Below are 17,964 nucleotides of genomic sequence, written 5' to 3' on the forward strand. Positions count from 1 at the left end.
TATTTGGACAGCGGAACGCCACGGTCGCGGCGGCGGCACGTGGTCGAGGCCGCGCGCCGCCCGTCAGCCGGACGTCACGACCGGCGGGTGGTCGTGCAGCACGGCGACGAAGTCGGACCGGCCGTCACCGCTCCAGTCGCAGAGCGCGCCGGCCGGCGCGGCGCCCCGGCACCCCACGGAACTCTCGACCGCAGTGCCCTCGCCCCACTCGTTGTACGTGGTGACGAGCTGCCAGAACGCCCCGGAGGCGGTCATCCGGGCCACCCCGGACCGCCACCGGTCCAGGCTCCGGGCCAGGAACGGCGAGCGCCCGTACGGCAGCTCGGCCTTCCAGAAGCCCGGCGAGACGGAGTACGAGCCGCCCGGCGCCCCGCTGAAGTTGGACTCGGGCTGGGCCGGGGCGTACTGGTGCCAGGAGTCCACCGTGTCGCTGCCGGCGCAGTCGCGGTAGCCGGAGAACACCTTCAGGCTCAGATAGATGGACTCGCCCCAGAGCTGCTGGAGCAGCGAGCGGGCGCGGATCCAGCGGCCGACGGTCTCGCAGCCCTCCGCCATGGTCAGGTCGAGGGCGTTGTAGACGAAGACCACCATGCCCCGACCGGGCAGCACGGCCAGCGCCGAGCGGTCCCCGCCGTACGTGCTGCGCAGGTAGTGCAGGTCGGCGGCGATCTGGTCGGGAGTGGGCCGGCCCCGCCCCTCCGGCTCGTAGTAGGGCGCCCAGGCGAACCCGGTGTCCCGGGCCCCCCGGAACAGCGCCGGCCAGTGCCGGTCGGTGGTGGTGCCCTGACCGAACCAGGACGCCAGTCCGACCGTGATGCCGCCGTACCGCATGTCCGCCACCTGCTCCCGGACCACCGTCGCGTCCACGGTGTAGCTGCCCCGGCTCGGTCGGTAGTTGGTGTACGGGTCCAGCCCGCGCTGCCGCCACGCCTCCGGGAACCACGGGTAGTAGAAGGCGGCCCGGACGGCGGTCGGCGTCCGCACCACAAGCCGCAGCGACGCCTGGTGCCGCAGCGTCGCGCCGACGCCCTCGACGACGAGCGTGAAGGTGCCGGCGCGGGCGGAGACGGAGGTCTGCACCGTCACCGTGGCCGAGGCCCCGCTCGTCACCGTGGCCGGCGTGACGGTGGCGAAGACGCCGGCGGGCGGGTTGGTCACCCGCAGCGCCACCGGCTGCGGCGCCCCGCTGGTGGTGACCGTGTCGACGGTCACCCGGGCCGGATGTCCGGCCACCGCCGTGACGGCGGCGGGCGCGACGGTCAGCGAGAAGTCGTCGGCGGCGACGGGTTGCGCCGCCGACGCGGACGGGCCGACCGGCACGGCGGCGGCCAGCACCGTGAGTACCACTGCGATACGTAGGAACATCGACACTCCTCTGCGTTGCCCTGGCGGGTCCGACACCGGGGCAACGCGGGAGCGACCGATCGGGTGACTGCGCGGCCGGTCATCCGACCCGCGCCACGACCCGGGCCGCGCCCGGGCCGTCGTCTCACCAGATCCGGCGCCGCCCGGCGCGATGGTTGCGGACCCCGCACGGCCGTCCGGGCGGTGGGCCGCCGGCCCGCCGCATCCGCCGGGCGACCACGGCCGCCAGCAGCGCGGCGACCACCACAGCCGCCGCCGCGCCGCCGACCAGCGACCGGGAGAACGGTCCGGTCCCGGTCACCGCCGCGACCGGCACTCCCGGCGCGTCCGCGGTCGCCGACTCCGAGCGGGTACGCGGCACCGCCGCGCTCGCCGCCGGTGCGGCCGGCCGGGTGGGGCGCGAGGCCGCGCGGAAGATCACGTCGGAGCAGGAGTAGTAGGTGTCCTGGGTGTTCGAGTTCTGCCAGATCACGTAGATCAGGTGCCGGCCCGTGCGCCCGGCCGGTAGTCGTCCCGGCATTTCGTACGCGCCGTCGCGGATCGGCGGGTCGGTCACCGACAGGAACGGCTTGCGCTCCACGTCGGCCCAGGTCAGCCGCGCGTTCGGGGCGTACGAGGCGGTGGTGACGTAGAACCGGAACGTGCCCCGGTGCGGGATCGTGGTGCGGTAGCGGAAGGTGTGCCGGGCGCCGGCGGTGAGCGTGGTCGCCGGCCAGTCGGTCCGGGGCAGGTCCAGCCCCCGGTACGCGGAGAGCCCGCCGCTGCACAGCTCGCCGTCCGGAATGCGCTCCCGGTCCCGCCCGTCGATCCGGGCCACCCGGATGTTGTCCCACTCCCGTACCGCCGCGCCGGCCGCGATCGCGGCCCGGCAGGCCGGTGTCTCCGCCCGCCCACCTTCCGGCCCGCACGCCGCCGCGCGGCTCAGCGGGCTGGTCGGCGCGCCGTGGGCGCTCGCCGGGACGGCGGTGAGCAGCAGCGTCGTGCCGACGACGGCGAACGCGACGAGCGCGCGACGTGTGCCCATGTGATCGACCTCCCGCGCACTGGTACGGGCCGGAAGCGGCAAAGGTTCGATCCGCGCCCGCGCCACGACCGGTCAGGCTCGGCTGGCCGAACGGACAACCGGGGCGGCGGAGCGGTCGGGGCGGGCCCTACAGTGACGACACCCTGTGATCGAGGAGCGCGTCTTGCCCGAGCCGGCACAGCAATCCGAGCCGCCCCGTCCCGCCCCCACGGACGGGTCTCCGACGGGCGACCTGCCGCCCACCGCACAGCCGTACCTGCTGGTGCTGCCCCCGGCGGAGGGCGCGCCGCCCCCGGTGCCGTGGCCCGGCGCGGAGGGCCAACCGGCCTGGGCGATCCCGGTCGTCGTGCCGCCCGGCACCCACGGCTACGCGCTGTTCGTGCCGCTGGTCCCGGCCGCCGGTCAGCCGACGCCGACCGGCGTGCCCGCCCAGGCCGCGCCGCCGGCCGTCGAGACCCCGACCGGCGTGCCCGCCCAGGCCGCGCCGCCGGCCGTCGAGACCCCGATTCCCGCCGCCCCGGCCGGCCCCTCGGACGCCACTCCGCCGACGGCCGGTCCGACGCGACCGGTCGGCGCGCGTCCGGACGGCGACGCGGCGACGCCGGGCAGCGTCCCGACCACGACGCCGACCGGCACCGGGCCGGCCCCGGCGCCCGGCACGTCGGCGCCGACGGGCGCCGCCGCACCGGCCGGCACGCCGTCGGTCCCGGGCCCACCGGTCGCCACGCCGACGGCTCCTGGCACGCCGTCCGCCCTGGCCGTGTCGCCCGCCCTGGCCGTGTCGGCCGCGCCGACGGGCGGCCCGGGCACCCCGACGGCGCCCACCGGGCACGTCTTTCCGCCGGTCCACGGTGGAGCGGCGCCCGGGCCGGGGCACCAGGACATGCGACCGTGGGTCACCCATCCGCCGGCACCGGGCTGGGCGTCCCGGCCACGGGCCCCCCGCACCTCGTTCCTGGGCGCGCGCTGGCCCGGCCCGAAACCGGCCACCGGCCGGGCGGTGCCGCTCGCGGTGCTCGCCGGCGCGCTCGGCAGCGCGGTCTTCGTCCCGCTGAGCCGGGTCGGCATCGGCTGGTTCCTCGGCTGGCTCACGCTCACCCTCGGGGTGCTGTTCGCGGTCCGCGCCCGCGCCGCCGAACTGCCCCGCGCCGACCGGCTGATCCGGGCCGGCTGGGCGGCGGCGGCCCTGGCCCTGCTCGCCGTGCCGGCGTTCCGCAACGCCTGGTGGCTGGTGACGTTCTGCGTGCTCGGCGCGCTGGGCTGCGCCACGCTGGCGATCATCGGCGGGCGGCTGGTCCGCTCGATCCTGTTCGGCCTGGTCGCCACGCCGTTCGCGGCGTTCCGGGGGCTGCCCTGGGTCCGCGGTCACGTCACCGCCTCGCCCGGAGCGGCGACGGTCCGCAAGGTCACCGTCTCGGTGGTCGCCACCGTGGTGGTGCTGGTGGTCTTCGGCAGTCTGCTCGCCTCGGCCGACGCGGCGTTCTCCGAGGCGCTCGGCACGGTCGTGCCCGAGGTCGACCTCGGCACGGTGTTCCGCGGGCTGTTCCTGGCCGCGGTGGGCGGGCTGATCGCGGTCGCCGCCGTCTACACGCTGGCCGCCCCACCGGAGCTGTCCACCGTGGACCGGGCCAGCGGGCGGCGGCTCGGCCTGCTGGAGTGGGCGCCGGCCATCGCGGCGCTGACGCTGCTCTTCGCCGGCTTCGTGGTGGTGCAGTTCACCGTGCTCTTCGGCGGCGAGCGGCACGTGCGGAAGGTCGCCGGGCTCAGCTACGCGGAGTACGCCCGCAGCGGCTTCTGGCAGTTGCTCTTCGTCACGCTGCTGACCGTGGCGGTGCTCGGCGCGGTGAGCCGCTGGGCCGGCCGGGAACGGGCGGTCGAACGCATCCTGCTGCGCGTCCTGCTCGGCCTGCTCAGCGCGCTGAGCGTGGTGATCGTGGTGTCCGCGCTGTCCCGGATGTGGACGTACCAGAAGGTCTACAGCTTCACCGGCGAGCGGATCTTCGTGATGGCGTTCGAGCTGCTGCTCGGCGCGGTCTTCCTGATGATCCTGGCGGCCGGCGTGCGGTGGCGGGGCGGCTGGATCCCCGGCGCCACGGTGGCGCTGGCGGTGGCGATGCTGCTCGGTCTCGCGGTGCTCAACCCGGAGGACTACGCGGCCCGGCGCAACACCCTCCGGTACGAGCAGACCGGCAAGATCGACGCCTGGTACCTGCGCGCGCTCTCCGCCGACGCCACGCCCGCCCTCACCCGGCTCCCCGACCCGGTCCGCCGCTGCACGCTGAGCTGGATCGCGGACGACCTCGACCAGCCCGACCCCTGGTACGCCTGGAACCTGGGCCGGCACCGGGCCCGCCAGGCCCTCGACCGGGTCGGTCCGGGCGCGGTCGGCGGCCCGAAGGACTGCCGCCGGGCGGACCAGTTCGACCTGCCGAAGACCCGGCGTCCCCGCTGACGCCACCGGTCGGGCCGCCCCTGCCGGCGGCCCGACCGTCCACCCGGCGGGTCAGGCGGCGTAGATGTGCTTGACGCCGCCGAACGCCAGCACGGCCGCCGTGTCACCACGGACGCCGCTGTTCAGGTTGCGCCAGCCGTTGTAGCTGCTCGCCTCGTGCACGTAACCGCCCACCACGCTGTAGATCAGCTTCTCGCCGCCGAGGCTCAACGCCGCCAACGCGGTGCCCTGCGCGCCGGAGATCCCGGTCCACAGGTTCCGCCATCCCGCGTTGCTGGCCGCCTCGAAGACCCGCCCGCCGTTCAGCGAGTAGATGATCTTCGTGTCGCCGAGCGTGATCGCCGCCACCGCCGACGCCGCGATACCCGTGTTGAGGTTGCGCCAGCCGTTGGCGCTGTGCGCCTCGTGCACGTAGCCGCCGACGATGCTGTAGACGTACTTCACGCCGGCCAGCGCGATCACCGAGATGGAGGAGGACGCGACGCCGCCGATGCCGCTGTTGAGGTTGCGCCAGCCGTTGTAGCTGCTCGCCTCGTGCACGTATCCGCCCACCACGCTGTAGATCAGCTTCTCGCCGCCGAGGCTCAACGCCGCCAACGCGGTGCCCTGCGCGCCGGAGATCCCGGTCCACAGGTTCCGCCACCCCGCGTTGCTGGCCGCCTCGAAGACCCGCCCGCCGTTCAGCGAGTAGATGATCTTCGTGTCGCCCGGTCCGATCGACGCCACCGCGGAGCCCGTCACCGCGCCGCCGCTGCCGGAGACCGGCAGCGCCCGCCACCCCGCGTTGCTGGCCGCCTCGAACACCTGACGCGGCTGGGCGGCGGGATTCCGGGCGATGTATTCGAGCGGACTGATGTACGTCCCCGCCGGGTCGATCATGTGCCAGTGCAGGTGCGGGCCGGTCGAGCTGCCCGACCCGGGTGCGCCCTGCGCGCCGCCGGAGCGGCCCACGATGGTGCCCGCGCCCACGCCGGCGCCGTCGGCGAGCAGGAACTGCGACAGGTGCAGGTACTGGCTACGGTAGCCGTCCCCGTGGTGGATCGTGACGGTGTGCCCGCCGTCACCGTTGTAGGGGATGTTCTGGACGGTGCCGGCGCCGCAGGCAGGCAGCGGCGTCCCCACCCCCATCCCGAAGTCGATGCCGCCGCGTGAGCCCCGGCTGAGGTGCCCCTCCCAGGTATCGGTGATCGGGTAGGCGCTGAACGGGTTGTAGATGACCGGCGCGGCGGACGCGGCACCGGGCGGCATCACCCCGCCCACCGCCAACGCGCCCGCACCGAGCGCGGCGACACGCAGCACCGTACGCCGATCGACCCCGCAGCAGCCGCGCTGCCCGCTCTCCGTCATTCCGACCCCTTCCGACACCCGGGCGGCCGGTTCGACTCCGGCCCGCCTCCGCCCATCCTTCGACAGACGTGGATATCATTCCGACTCCCGGGGTCCCGGTCCACCTACCGCGTAGGGGTGGTGACGAGGGCTCGCGCCGTACCGGCGTCCGAACGCGGTGCCGGGGCAACGAACTGCCGGGGCGACCCAACGCCGTCCGGGCCCCGCAGCGGGGCTCGGACGGCGTTCGGCGCCGGCTCCGCCCGCTAGAACCCGCTCCACGGGCGGACCGAGCACTTCCAGGTCTTCCCGTCGTCCTGCGAGACGCAGACCGCGAGCATCTTCCCGAGGATGGGAACACTGAAGGTGAAGATGTGGGCCCTGGTCTTCGCGTACGGCACGCCGGACTTCTCGGCGACGTCGACCAACGCCCAGCCGGGATCCGGCCGGTCCACGGTCGCCACCCGACGCAGCGACTCGACGTCCCGGCCGTCGAGGAGCGTACTGATCTCCGCTGCCGTGGGCTCGCGGTCGCCGACCAGGGTCGCCACGGTGTCCGGTCCGGTGACGGCGACGCCGTTGACCTTCTCGACGGCGGCCTTCATCCCGCCCACCGTGGTGTCGCCGGCGAGTCCGAGAGTGAGGACCTGGCCGGTTCCCCGACGCGACAGGAGACACTCCCAGATGGACTTGCCGTTGGCGACGCACATGGTCAGGCACCAGTCCCGGCCATCGGGCACCGACGAAGCGAAGATCAACGACGTGGTCGTCGTCCCCCCGCCGTCCGTGCCGTCGTAGCTGCCGTCGGCGAGGTCGGCCATGGTCGTGCCGAGGATGTCCCGGCCGCCCGGCATCGTGCCCACGACCCGCACGCCGTCGACCTTCTCACCGGCCACGAGCGCGTCGAGTTCGTCGCCGGTGAGACTCCGGCCCCCGGCGTCGACGGCCAGCACCTTGTCCAGGTCGCCGACGGGCCGGCCGGTCAGGTCCTCGAACTGCCGAAGCATCGTTCCCGGGGCACCGGGATGGTCGGTGATCGTCGTCGTCGCCTCGCCCTCCGCGGCGTGCGACGGGGTGTACGACGCCGTCAGCCCGACGATCAGGGCCGCGACAACAATGGTGACGCGCCTGGTGAGGTTGCGTGGAACTGTCATCCTGTCCTCTTCTCGTTGTGCCGGCGCGGTCACCCGCCGACCGCGCGCACGGGCTACCAGCGACACTCGAACACCGCGCCCACGCCGCTGGACGAAGGCCACCAGCGGCAATGCCTGTCGATCCAGTCACCGACCCCGCTGACCGTGTCCACGATCCACGCGAACACCGCCTTGATCGCGCCCCAGAGACTGAAGTAGACGACTGTCGTCTCGGGCGTGCCGCCGGCCTCGTCGACGATCTCCTTCACCGACATGGCGGCATCCGGCTTGTCGACGGTGCCCAGCACCCGTACCCCGGTGTCGTCCTTGCCGGCCAGCAGCGCCGCGATCTGCTCCGGGGTCCGCTGCTTGCCGTCGTCGACCGCCACGATCGCGCGGTCGATGGTCACGCGTCCGCTGCCGGAGACGGCCTGCTCGATCGCGGCGATCTCGCCCAGCGTGAGGTCGTTGCCGAGCGCGGGGCCGGTGAACCGGCGTACCGAGACGGCGCCGGACGGGCTGATCAAGATCTCGTCCGACATGATCATGTCGTCCGCGTCGAACGGGGCCCAGGCGAACGTCCACTGCCCGCCGAGGCAACGGAACTGGCCGTACTCCCGGCCCTCGGACTCGGTCCCGGTGCGAACGACGACGCCCCGGTCGTCGGTGTACTGGACCACACAGTCGGTCCCCTTGTCCGGCGTCCCGTCGGGCTGGGCGACGGCTGTGGAAGACGTGGCCAGCACCATCCCGCCGACCACGCCGAGCACCGCGAGGCGGTGTGCCAAGCGACTCATCGAACACTCCATTCCTGACGAAGGAAACTGGTGTCCGCAGCGTGCCGGGCCGCGCTGAAACGGTCCGGAAAGGACGCGGAAAGCGGGCCGTCAGCGACGTGGCGTGGCGTCGAGCTGGTCGAGGTCGGCGCGGATCGCGTCGGCGTCGGCGTCGCCGAGGTCGTCGAGGATGCTCAGGGCGCGGCGCCACGCGGCACGGGCGGCGCCGAGGTCGGCGAGCGCCCGATGGCTGCCGCCAAGCTTGACGTACGTGCTCGCCTCGGCGTAACGGTCATGGACCTGCGTGAAGAGTTCCAGGGCGTGCTCGTAGCAGGCGATCGCCCGCCGGTCGTCCCCGAGCCGGTGGTGGGCGTGACCGAGACTGTCCCAGGTGTCGGCCTGCCCCTGCACGTCGTCCACCTCCCGCAGGATCCGCAGCGCCTCATCACACGATTCGAGGGCCCGGTGGTAGTTGCCGAGCAGCGCCTCCTGCCAGCCGACCGCGTTGAGGGTGTAGCCCCGCCCCGCCCGGTTGCCCGCCGCCCGGAACAGGGTCGACGCCCGCCGGGAATGGTCGAGCGCCTGCTGGTGGTGCCCCTGCCGCTCGGCCAGTTGACCCAGGTTGAGACAGGTGTGTGCCCGCCCGCTGTCGTCGCCGACCTCGGTGAACAGGTCCAGCGCACGCCCCAGGTGGTCGGCGGCCTCGTCGTACCGGCGGAGCCGCGAGCAGGCGAGTCCGAGGCTGCGGTGTGCGTGGCCCTGCCCGGTCCGGTCCCCGATCCGGGACGCGGCGGCGAGGGCGATCTGCTGGGTGCCGAGCCAGTCCTGCCAGTGCCCCTGCCGGTGCAGGAAGCCGGCCAGGGTCCAGGCGAGCCGCCAGGCGTGGCCCTCGAAGCCGGACCGCGCCGCGAGCGGCACCGCGGCAAGCAGGACGGGGAGTTCGGCGGTGAGCCACGCGGTGGCGGCCACCTTGCTCGTGGGGCGTTCCGATGTCACGCCCGCCCGCTGCGGCGCGAGGCTGATCTCGCTGAAGTGCGGGTGCAGGGCCAGGTCGGCGGCGTGCGCGGTGTGCAGGTAGTGGTCCAGCAACCGGTGGACGGCGTCCCGGCGGTCGCCCGCCGGTTCGGCCGCCTCGGCGAGACCGGCGGCGTACGCGCGCAGCAGGTCGTGGAACGCGAACCGCCCGTACGTGTGCTCGGTGAAGAGGTTCGCCCGGGTCAACTCGGCGAGCAGCGGAGCGCTCGCCGAGCGGGTGACGCCGGCGAGGCTGGCCACGGCCGCGGCGGAGACGTCCGGGCCGGGATGCAGGCTCAGCAGCCGGAACAGCTGGAGCGCGGCCGGGCTGAGCGTCCGGCACGACCAGGAGAAGACAGCCCGGACGTCGGTGACCTCGTCGCCGCCGTGGAAGGCGCCCAGGTCGCCCAACTCGCCGGCGATCGCGGCCAACGAGAAGTGCCGATTGGTCGCCGCCCTGGACGCGACGATGGCCAGGGCGAGGGGCAGCCGCGCGCAGCGGGCGACGATGTCGTCGGCTGCGGCGGGTTCGGCGCCGACCTGGCCGGCGCCGAGTCGGCGGACCAGCATGTCACGGGCCTCGCCGGGGCTCAGGAGATCAAGGTTCACCGGTTGGGCGCTCTCGGTGACGACCAGCGGAACGAGCTGGTCGCGGCTGGTGACGACCGCGAGGCAGCCGGGCGAGCCGGGCAGCAGCGGACGGACCTGGTCCGCGTCGCGGGCGTTGTCCAGCACCACCAGCACACGCCGGCCCGCCACCGACGTGCGGTACAGGCTGACCATGAGGTCCGGTTCGGTGGGCATCCGGGCCGGCGGAACGCCGAGCGCCGCCAGGAAACCGTGCAGCACTCTCGCCGGTTCGGTCGGGGTGGCCGCCGGGTCGAAGCCGCGCAGGTTGGCGTAGAGCTGCCCGTCCGGGAACCGGCCGGCCGCGCGATGCGCCCAGTGCACGGCGAGCGCGGTCTTGCCGACGCCGGCGGTACCGGACACCACCACGGCGCCGCCGCGCGCGGCGAGCGCGTCGAGGGTGGCGATCTCCGCGTCACGGCCGGTGAACGTCGGCAACGAGGGCGGAAGCTGCGCCGCCACCGCCGTCTGCGCCGCCGCCGGGGCGGGCGCCGCGAGGCCGGGGTCCTGGCGCAGCACCGCGCACTCCAGGTCCCGGAGCCGCGGGCTCGGGTCGAGGCCGAGGTGCTCCCGGAGGGAGTCGCGCAGCCGGCGGTACGTGGCGACCGCCTCGCCCTGCCGGCCGTCACGGTAGAGCGCGACCATGAGCTGCGCGTGCAGGTGCTCGTCGAAAGGATGCTGCCGGACCAGCCGTTCCAACCCGGGGACGAGCCGGGTGTGCTCGCCGACGGCCAGCCGGGCGTCGACGAGCGCCCGTTCGACCTCCAGTCGCAGGCGGCCCAGGTATTCGGCCTGCTCCTCGACCCAGCCGGACCCGGTCACGTCGGCCAGTGGGGGTCCACGCCACAGCGTCACCGCGGTCGTCAGGTGGGCCACCCGCTCGGCCTGGTCCGCCGACTGCCGGGCCAGGTCGAGCAGGCGCTCGACGAGCTGGACATCCGTCGACTCCGGCCCGGTGTCGAGCAGATAGCCCGGCCGCCGCGCCACGATCGACCCGGGTACGCCGAGCACCTCCCGCAGGTAGGAGATGTGGCGTTGCAGCGTGTTCCCGGCGGTGGCCGGAGGATGGCCGCCCCACGCCACGTCGATGAGCCGGTCGACGCTCACCACCCGACCCGCCCGCAACGCCAGTGCCGCGAGCACCGTCCTGCGGCGTACACCGTTGACCGCCTGCGGGCGGCCGGCGACGACCACCTCCACCGGCCCGAGCAGTCTGACGTGTACACCGGTGCCGTCCATCGATCCCACCGAATCACGCTAATGCCCGGATCCTGCCGGCTCGATCCGTTCGTCGCGCAGTGGACAGCAGCCCGGCGACGGCGGCAGTTCAGGCACCAAAAATTCAGCGGCCCGGTCGAGGGTCACTCGGCGGGGCCGCTGACCTGATGTTCCAAGGGTGGAGCCGAGAGGACTCGAACCCCTGACCCCCACACTGCCAGAAAGGTGAGCCTCGTCACCGTCAATGCCGGACCGCCCCAACACCTGCCGCCAAGTGCGGATATGGGCCTGCCCCTATGTCATCTTGTGCCGCGCGCTGCCGTCCAATGCCAGCTCTTTGAGCTTGATCTGTGACGCCGCCTGTGACGCGCCCGAGTGTGGGGGCGTACCCGCTCTTCGATCGCCACGGTCAGCCAAGCGTCGAGCAGGATCCCCGCCGATCAGCAGGGCCTCGAATCGAATCGCCGCCCCGCCTCGACCATGAACCTCCGCCCTTCGAGCCCTGGCCGATGCGCTAGAAGGGCAAGGGTGCCGAGTCCCACCACTTCCACAAATGGACAAGGCCTGCCATAAGGGCGCGGATCATTGTGGGCGCATTCGTGGCACTCAAGCGGCTGGCGTGATGCGCCCAATGGGGCGACATCGGCAATTGTTCCGATGTCGAGGCGGAGGGGTCTACTCGATCCAGATGTCGGTCAACCAATGATTCTTGCGGTAAAGGTATCGCATCTCGACAGTGATCTTGCTCGTGTGCCCCACCAGCCGGTCGAAGCGGCAGAAATCTTTTTCGTTCACCGGGAGCCAAGTCTTGGGTTCACAGGTGGTCACGCGACCGTTCTTGGTATTTACAATCTTGATGTAATCAACGTAGATGCCGCGCTCCTTGTCTGGATCCTCCACCGGCGCCAAGGAGAACTTCGGCGGATTCCAGTATTCCAGGTAGACGATCTCGGTATTAGGGAAGACCATATATCCTTTACGGAGGTTCAGCCAGGAGTCGTCACTCGGCGAATTGCGCCAAGGAGAGCAGTAGAGGTTGTAGCTCAGCAGTTCCGGGTGAGTGGGCGCCTCGAACGGCAGCTGACATGCCGGCGCAGCCGCAGCAGGGCCGATCGGAGCAACAACTCCCACCAGCGCAAACGAAATGAGCATGATCAACAAGTTTCGTGCGATACGCAGAGAGCGCCGAACTGAGAGAACCATGGCAAGGCCCTTCGTGGGTCCACACAATTGTAGTGTTCCCGCAATTTTCCAGCAGCGCCCCTCTCGGCAACAATCGGTCAGTTCCCTCAATCGGGTGTCGAGACCGGCTCCGAAGGAGAGGGCTTCACGGACAACCAGGCGCTCGGATTCCGAAGGTCACTACGTTCGGGTAGCTGCTGGTCACACGGTGATCAGGTGGCGTCAGCGGCGGCTGGGTTGGCGGACGACGCGGGCGATCTTGGTCGCGACGGTGATGCGGTACAACTCGATCGCGGTGTGGCGCAGGGTCGCGATCCCCCCGATCCGGTTTCTGTCGGGAGGCGTTCTCGATGCGCCAGGGGCAGGGAAATCAGTTTCGGGTCGTCGGTCCGCAAACCCTCACCGCCGCCAGTTCACCGCCGCCGACCCCACCGTCGCCAGCGGGCCTAACAGCAGATTCTGCATGTCTTCGGGCACCGCGCCCGCTGGCATGCTCGCCAAGGCACCTGCCTCGCCCTCGACGTCGAGCCCTTACCGAAACACGTCGAAGGCACCCGCGCGAAGCTGAAACGCTGGTCTACTGCCACGTCCTCATCGAGGACGAGCCCGGAGTATCCCCTCAACCCGAAACGGATCTCACACTCCGAACCCCTCCCTGGAGGTCACGTCAGGCCTTGACCTCGATGTAATAGGGCGAATCTTGCGGTGCCCCCGTAACGCTGTTGGTGCAGGCGACCTTGAAGCTAAGAATTTTGCGATCGAGTCGAGAACAGGTAGACCAACAACCTGGCAGTTCGACATGGCGTCGTTTGCGGTAATCGGCGTGATTTGCACCGACACGCTCGCGGTCGGGGCCTTGGGCCACGTGACACTGTAGCGACCAGTAGAGACCTTCGCGTGAAGTGGAGTGGTACCGGGAGGCGTGAGGCTGAACCTCGGCGTGATTTTAGCTGGCTCAAAAAGCGCCCAGCTGACATACCCGTGCGGCGTACGCAAGGCTGGCAAAGTGGTGGTGGAGGCTGCGGGTGAGGTGCTTGCGGCTCCGACGCTGAACCCACCCAGGGCCGTGACGGCAGCGACGGCGGCCAGCAGGGCTCCCGCGCCCACCGTGCCCTTCTTGTTTATGGTCGACCCCTTCAGTTCGCTGATGTCTCAGCTAGCCATACGAACCAGTCCTTATTGGCGGTTCTGTGTTCATCTCGGAGCGCGTTTCACATTGCTGTCAGTCGCGTGTGTCGAAGGTGAGGCGTTGTTGGCGGGTGGCGGCTCCGCCTCGGGCGAGGCGGCAGAGCATGCCGAGGCGGGCCCATCGGATCATGGCCTCGGACGTCGCGCGGTGGGTTCCGTAGTCGCGGGCCAGGCAGTGATGGGCGGTGAGCCAGGCCAGGGGCCCGCGCCACGACCCAGCGGCGTGGGTGGACGGTCGAGGTGTCGGTGACGATGGACCGCTTCCGGCCGTTGATCTTCTTCCCCGCGTTGTAGCCGCGGGAGTCGCACGGTACGGCGCCGGCGCCTTGCACGCTCTCCGAGTCGGAGATCCCGCCGCGGGTTCGGGCTCACGGCCCTGAGCTGCCCAGATCTGCTTACGTGGTCGGGTCGGGATCCGCTCGGTACGCCCGCCTGTTCAGCCGTTTGAGGTGCGCGTACCTGGTCTGCCAAGGCCGAAGGTCCACCAGTGCGGACACCGGGCAGGGTCTTGCCGCCGATGGCGATCATGGTGCGGTACCGCCTCGGTTCGTCACCGACTAGATTGCGGAGGCACAGATTGTCGGCCAGGACGGGTGCCGAGCCGCGTGTCGTCCAGCGCGTCAGGAGCCCTCAGCGGGTGCTGCCGGCCGGGACTCCAACGGTGACCCCGAGCCGTTGCTGTGCGCTGGACCTGCCCGGCCGGCCGGGCGGTCACCCGGCGTCTCCCTCGGTCGCCACAGGTGGCGGGTCCGGCCGCCAGCCTCCACTCGTTCAGAGAGGCGTACTTTCCGGCACGCCGACGTATGGATTGCAAATCCCCCAATGAAATGTCGTCATTCCCTTCTTTCCGTCCTTGAAAGCGTACGTAAAAATTACGTCCAGCTTGTCACCAACTTCCACGGGAAGTGTGTAGGTCGCGTACCAGCCCCCCTTACCGACCGGAAACCACTTCTTTCGATCGAGTTCACGACGCCCGCCCGTGGTAACGTTCATGAAGGTGACGGTGTCGACATACACTGGATCCAGTGGGTCGTCGGTGGCGGTCGGGCTCAAATCGCCACTCATGTCACGAGCCGCCGGTAGCGGGTTCTCAAACTCAAGCCACCCATAGCCCATGCCGGACTTCAGAGAAACGCAGCCAGTCATGAAGTAGAAGATTCTTTGATGCACGACAGGGCTGCACTGCACACCGGAGACCAGAAACGGCTGCGGGAGTTCAAAAGGTGCCTTGCACTGCGACTCTGTGGATTCGGCGGTCGGCATCGCACGACGCGAGGGCTCTCCGGATGCAGCTGACGCTGGTGCCGCTATGGTGATGACGACAGCCAGAAGTGCGGCGGCTTTGCTCAGCCGTCGGAGTGCTTTCATGCCTCATCCTGAAAGTTGATTGGCGCGGTCAAACCTGGCAGACGTCGGCGTCCACGAGTCGAGGGTAAATCGACGGGATGCCGGGCGGCGTCGGTGAGACCACTCAACCTGGACATGCGGGTGGAGGCGTACTCCTACGGGATCGCGCGGGTTCGCTGCTCACCCCTCCTCACTTTCAGACGAACGACCTTCGCGTCCAGTCGATCACGCCCAACACCACGTAGTTGGGACCGCTAAGAAGCGCCGACATCTCTCCCCCGTCCGCGAGGCTCCCGAGCTGTTCGATTGGGTGTTTTCTCCGACGCGCCGCGCTACCACGGTATGCGAGGGTGCGCCCAAGCCCGACTCACCAGAGGACGCAAATGTGGACAGGAATTAGATCCCAGCCAGGTCGAGGGGTCGGACTCCTCACCGTGGCAATATTGACTATATGCACCGGCGCGGCTGCCCTTGTCGGGCCGCTGCCTCCCGAGGCAGCAGCGGCTGCCGAGCCGCCCGCACATCTTCCCGTCGGCACGGTCGACGTGGCCGCCGCTCCGCTCGGCTACAACGGCGAGGACCTGATCGTCGCCCGCGGCACGGGCGGGCAGTTGTACTACACCACCGGCGCCAAGGGGAACTGGACCGGTGACGGATGGAAGACCGTCCCCCTCATCACCAGCAACACGCGCGTCGGAATGCTGGGGATGCCTTCCGGCAACGTCACCCTCGGCGCGGTGCGGACCAACGGCGTGTTCGTGCAGACCCAGTTCGACGTCAACACCAGGGTGTTCGGTCCGGTCACCTCGCCCGGGGCGCAGCCCAAGCTGTTCACGGCCGGCCCCGGGATGGCGGCCTCCGCCGACGGCTCGCAGGAGTACTGGTTCGCGGTCTCCGCCGACGGCATCATCCACTACATCGACATGAAGGCCCCGACGGCGGGCTGGAAGCAGTGGAGCGAGCCGAACACCACGAAGACAGCCATCTCCGCGGTCTACTTCAACGGTAAGTTCCGGGTCTTCATCAACAAGTTCAAGCCGGGCGCGGCGGACCCCACGATCGGCACCGTCGCCTACAGCGACTTCACTCCGGGTACTCCCCCGACGTGGCAGAACGTCCCCGGTGACATGGAGACCCGGGAGGCGCCGTCCGCCGCGCTCGCGCGCAAGGACGTGCTGACCGTCGTGGTGCGCGGCGCCGTTCCGAAGAACGACATCGTCATGCACGCGAACTGGCTCGCCGACGGCACCTGGGGCCCCTGGCTCGACCCGCTGCCCCTGGCCCACCCGACCTGGTTGACGCCGTTCTCCGTCTACGTGTCCACCTACCGGTACTACGAGTGGAACGGGTCGATCACCAACTGGCTGCAGATGTACGTGGTGGGGCACGACGGCTCCATCGGCGTACGCGGCCTGAAGCCCGGCGAGTTCTTCCTGCCCGAGCCGCCACCCGGCCTTCCCGAGGATCCGAGGTTCCTGCAGCCCGCGGGCATGCACTCGCTGTGGTACGAACACATTCCCCACAGCGATCCGTCGATCATGAACGGCCCGCCGCCGCCCGGATCCGACTGGACAGCGAGCCTGCCCGCCGAGCAGTTCTTCAACGGCAACGGCGACCTGTGGGCCAAGAACATGGACGGCGTCGGCGCGGCCCGCCTCGGTACGACCGCGCAGGACATCGTCGTGGCCCGGCGCAAGGACACCGGACGCCTGTACGTCAGCATCGGTCGCTTCAACGACAGCACACCGGAGGACGCCAACTGGTCGCGCTTCGGTTGGGCCGAGATCCCCGGCGGCGGCACGACGCCGTACGCGCCATCTGTAGCGGCCTTCGGCGACGAGGTCTACGTGGCCGTCGTCTCCGGCAACGAGCGAATGTACTACCAGGTCTACAACACGGTCAGCAAGACGTGGCGATCCACCTGGACGGAGGTCCCCGGCAACGGCCTGTTCAGCGCCGGCCCCACCCTCGCCGTGTGGCACGGTGGCCTGCAAGCATTCGGCGTCGGCCGCGCCGGAGACATCTACTGGCTACAGGGTAAGAGCCTTTCCGGCGTCGGCAACGTCTGGTCCGACAAGTGGGTCGGTCTCGGCGCGGTGAAGACCACCATGCCCGTCGCCGCCCTCGAGTTCGAACACGAGCTCGTCGTCGCCGTCCGCGGCGGCACGGACCCGAACTCCGACAAGATCTACCTCCGCACCATCGCGTCCTACGGCAGCGGAACCATCGAGGACTGGTGGGAGCCGCCGGGTGACGGACGAACCGATCAGCCGCCCGCACTGGCGAAAGGCAAGTTCGGCCTCTATCTTCTGGCCCGGCACAAGGACGGCAAGACTCTTGCCTACCAGTCGACCAGAGCCAACGCGTACGACGAGAATCCCGAGGGCACGCAAGGCCCAAGCGGCTTCTTCGCCCCGAACTGGCGGGTGGTCCCACCGGAGTCGTCGAACGCGACCAGCGGCGCGACCGGTCCGCCCGTGGTCGTCAGCCAGCCGGCCGGGATGGTCGCGTTGATCGACGTGTTCAGCCTGGACAGCAACACTCCCGGCCTGCACTCGGCCCTCTTCGACAGTCGGGCGGGCGGCGCTGCCCCCGACAACGCCCCGAAGCTGGGCATCCAGCAGCGGCCGGGCGGCCTCTACTGGAAGGTCGTGCCCTACCAGGTGCCGGCCGATTCCGGCGGCCTGCCGATCCCGCCACCACCACCGCCCGGCGCGCCGTGGAATCCGCCGGCGCAGCCCGCCGTGAACTGGTACGTGTTCTGCCTCGCCGGACCCGCGGTGCCTGACGGCTACATTCCCACCCTCGACGTCAGCCAGGACGCGGGGTTGGCCCAGGCGCAGGAGTTCGCCACCGACCAGTACGGGCTCAGCGGCAACGGCTCGAACTGGCACCTCACCTTCGACGCGAACCCGGCCGAAGGCGGCTGTGTGGAGGCGCCGCCGCCCCCACCCGACCCGCACCCTGGACCCGCCACCTGGTACTTCTGCGCCGGCCACAACCTACTGCATGTCCTCATGACGGTATGGGCAACGGGAAGCACCCAGCTCGAGGCCTATTGGAATGCCTACGCCTACGTGGAGTCGGTCTGGGGCCCGGAGTACACGCCCGCGCCGTCACAGGTTTGGGCACTGGTTCAAGGGGGGTGTTTCGGCGAAGGCCCGGGCGGTCCAGGTGTGACCGCAGTGAGAAGTGGGCTGGCGGGATCTGTCGCGAACCGGCCCGCCCCGGACCCGACCTCGAGTCTGCCCAAGAAGTGATCCGCTCCTGACAACCCATCGCGCACGGCGTGGCCGGCGATCATTCGTCGGC

General features: G+C 70.7%; 10 protein-coding genes and 1 pseudogene. 2 read left to right on the top strand and 9 right to left on the bottom strand.

Going from position 1 to position 17,964, the window contains the following annotated elements:
- Positions 1 to 63 precede the first annotated feature (63 nt).
- The gene (locus tag ACIA6B_RS24115) at positions 64 to 1,365 is read right to left on the bottom strand and encodes a hypothetical protein (RefSeq protein ID WP_396776529.1); all 1,302 of its coding nucleotides are present in this window, start codon (positions 1,363 to 1,365) and stop codon (positions 64 to 66) included.
- A 124-nt stretch (positions 1,366 to 1,489) separates the two neighbouring features.
- Positions 1,490 to 2,389, bottom strand: coding sequence for a lytic polysaccharide monooxygenase (locus tag ACIA6B_RS24120; RefSeq protein ID WP_396776531.1), 900 nt, complete (start codon positions 2,387 to 2,389; stop codon positions 1,490 to 1,492).
- Positions 2,390 to 2,552: 163 nt separating this feature from the next.
- Between ACIA6B_RS24120 and ACIA6B_RS24125 the strand changes: the two genes are divergently transcribed.
- Positions 2,553 to 4,841 (top strand): DUF4153 domain-containing protein, encoded by a 2,289-nt coding sequence (locus ACIA6B_RS24125; protein ID WP_396776533.1) that lies wholly within the window; start codon positions 2,553 to 2,555, stop codon positions 4,839 to 4,841.
- A gap of 51 nt (positions 4,842 to 4,892) precedes the next feature.
- Here ACIA6B_RS24125 and ACIA6B_RS24130 read toward each other — a convergent pair whose 3' ends face one another.
- The 7 genes and pseudogenes from ACIA6B_RS24130 to ACIA6B_RS24160 form a co-directional block, all read right to left on the bottom strand.
- A complete protein-coding gene (locus ACIA6B_RS24130) occupies positions 4,893 to 6,188 on the bottom strand; it encodes a M23 family metallopeptidase (RefSeq protein ID WP_396776536.1) in 1,296 nt (431 codons plus the stop codon).
- Positions 6,189 to 6,433: 245 nt separating this feature from the next.
- Positions 6,434 to 7,321, bottom strand: coding sequence for a hypothetical protein (locus ACIA6B_RS24135; protein WP_396776538.1), 888 nt, complete (start codon positions 7,319 to 7,321; stop codon positions 6,434 to 6,436).
- Positions 7,322 to 7,374: 53 nt separating this feature from the next.
- On the bottom strand, positions 7,375 to 8,097 hold the full coding sequence (locus tag ACIA6B_RS24140; RefSeq protein WP_396776540.1) for a hypothetical protein: 723 nt from the start codon (positions 8,095 to 8,097) through the stop codon (positions 7,375 to 7,377).
- A gap of 90 nt (positions 8,098 to 8,187) precedes the next feature.
- Entirely contained in the window at positions 8,188 to 10,956 is a 2,769-nt protein-coding gene (locus ACIA6B_RS24145) for a BTAD domain-containing putative transcriptional regulator (protein ID WP_396776609.1), read from the bottom strand.
- 654 nt (positions 10,957 to 11,610) lie between these two features.
- Positions 11,611 to 12,096 (bottom strand): hypothetical protein, encoded by a 486-nt coding sequence (locus ACIA6B_RS24150; RefSeq protein ID WP_396776542.1) that lies wholly within the window; start codon positions 12,094 to 12,096, stop codon positions 11,611 to 11,613.
- Between the two features lie 1,448 nt (positions 12,097 to 13,544).
- Positions 13,545 to 13,673: pseudogene (locus ACIA6B_RS24155) on the bottom strand (IS5/IS1182 family transposase); the annotation flags it as partial.
- 403 nt (positions 13,674 to 14,076) lie between these two features.
- Positions 14,077 to 14,673: a hypothetical protein gene (locus ACIA6B_RS24160; RefSeq protein WP_396776544.1), complete on the bottom strand. Its 597-nt coding sequence runs from the start codon at positions 14,671 to 14,673 to the stop codon at positions 14,077 to 14,079.
- Positions 14,674 to 15,095: 422 nt separating this feature from the next.
- Here ACIA6B_RS24160 and ACIA6B_RS24165 point away from each other — a divergent pair, with 422 nt between their 5' ends.
- Entirely contained in the window at positions 15,096 to 17,912 is a 2,817-nt protein-coding gene (locus ACIA6B_RS24165; RefSeq protein WP_396776546.1) for a hypothetical protein, read from the top strand.
- Positions 17,913 to 17,964 lie beyond the last annotated feature (52 nt).

Source organism: Micromonospora sp. NPDC051141, assembly GCF_044455765.1.
In the GTDB taxonomy this organism is placed as follows: Bacteria; Actinomycetota; Actinomycetes; order Mycobacteriales; family Micromonosporaceae; genus Micromonospora.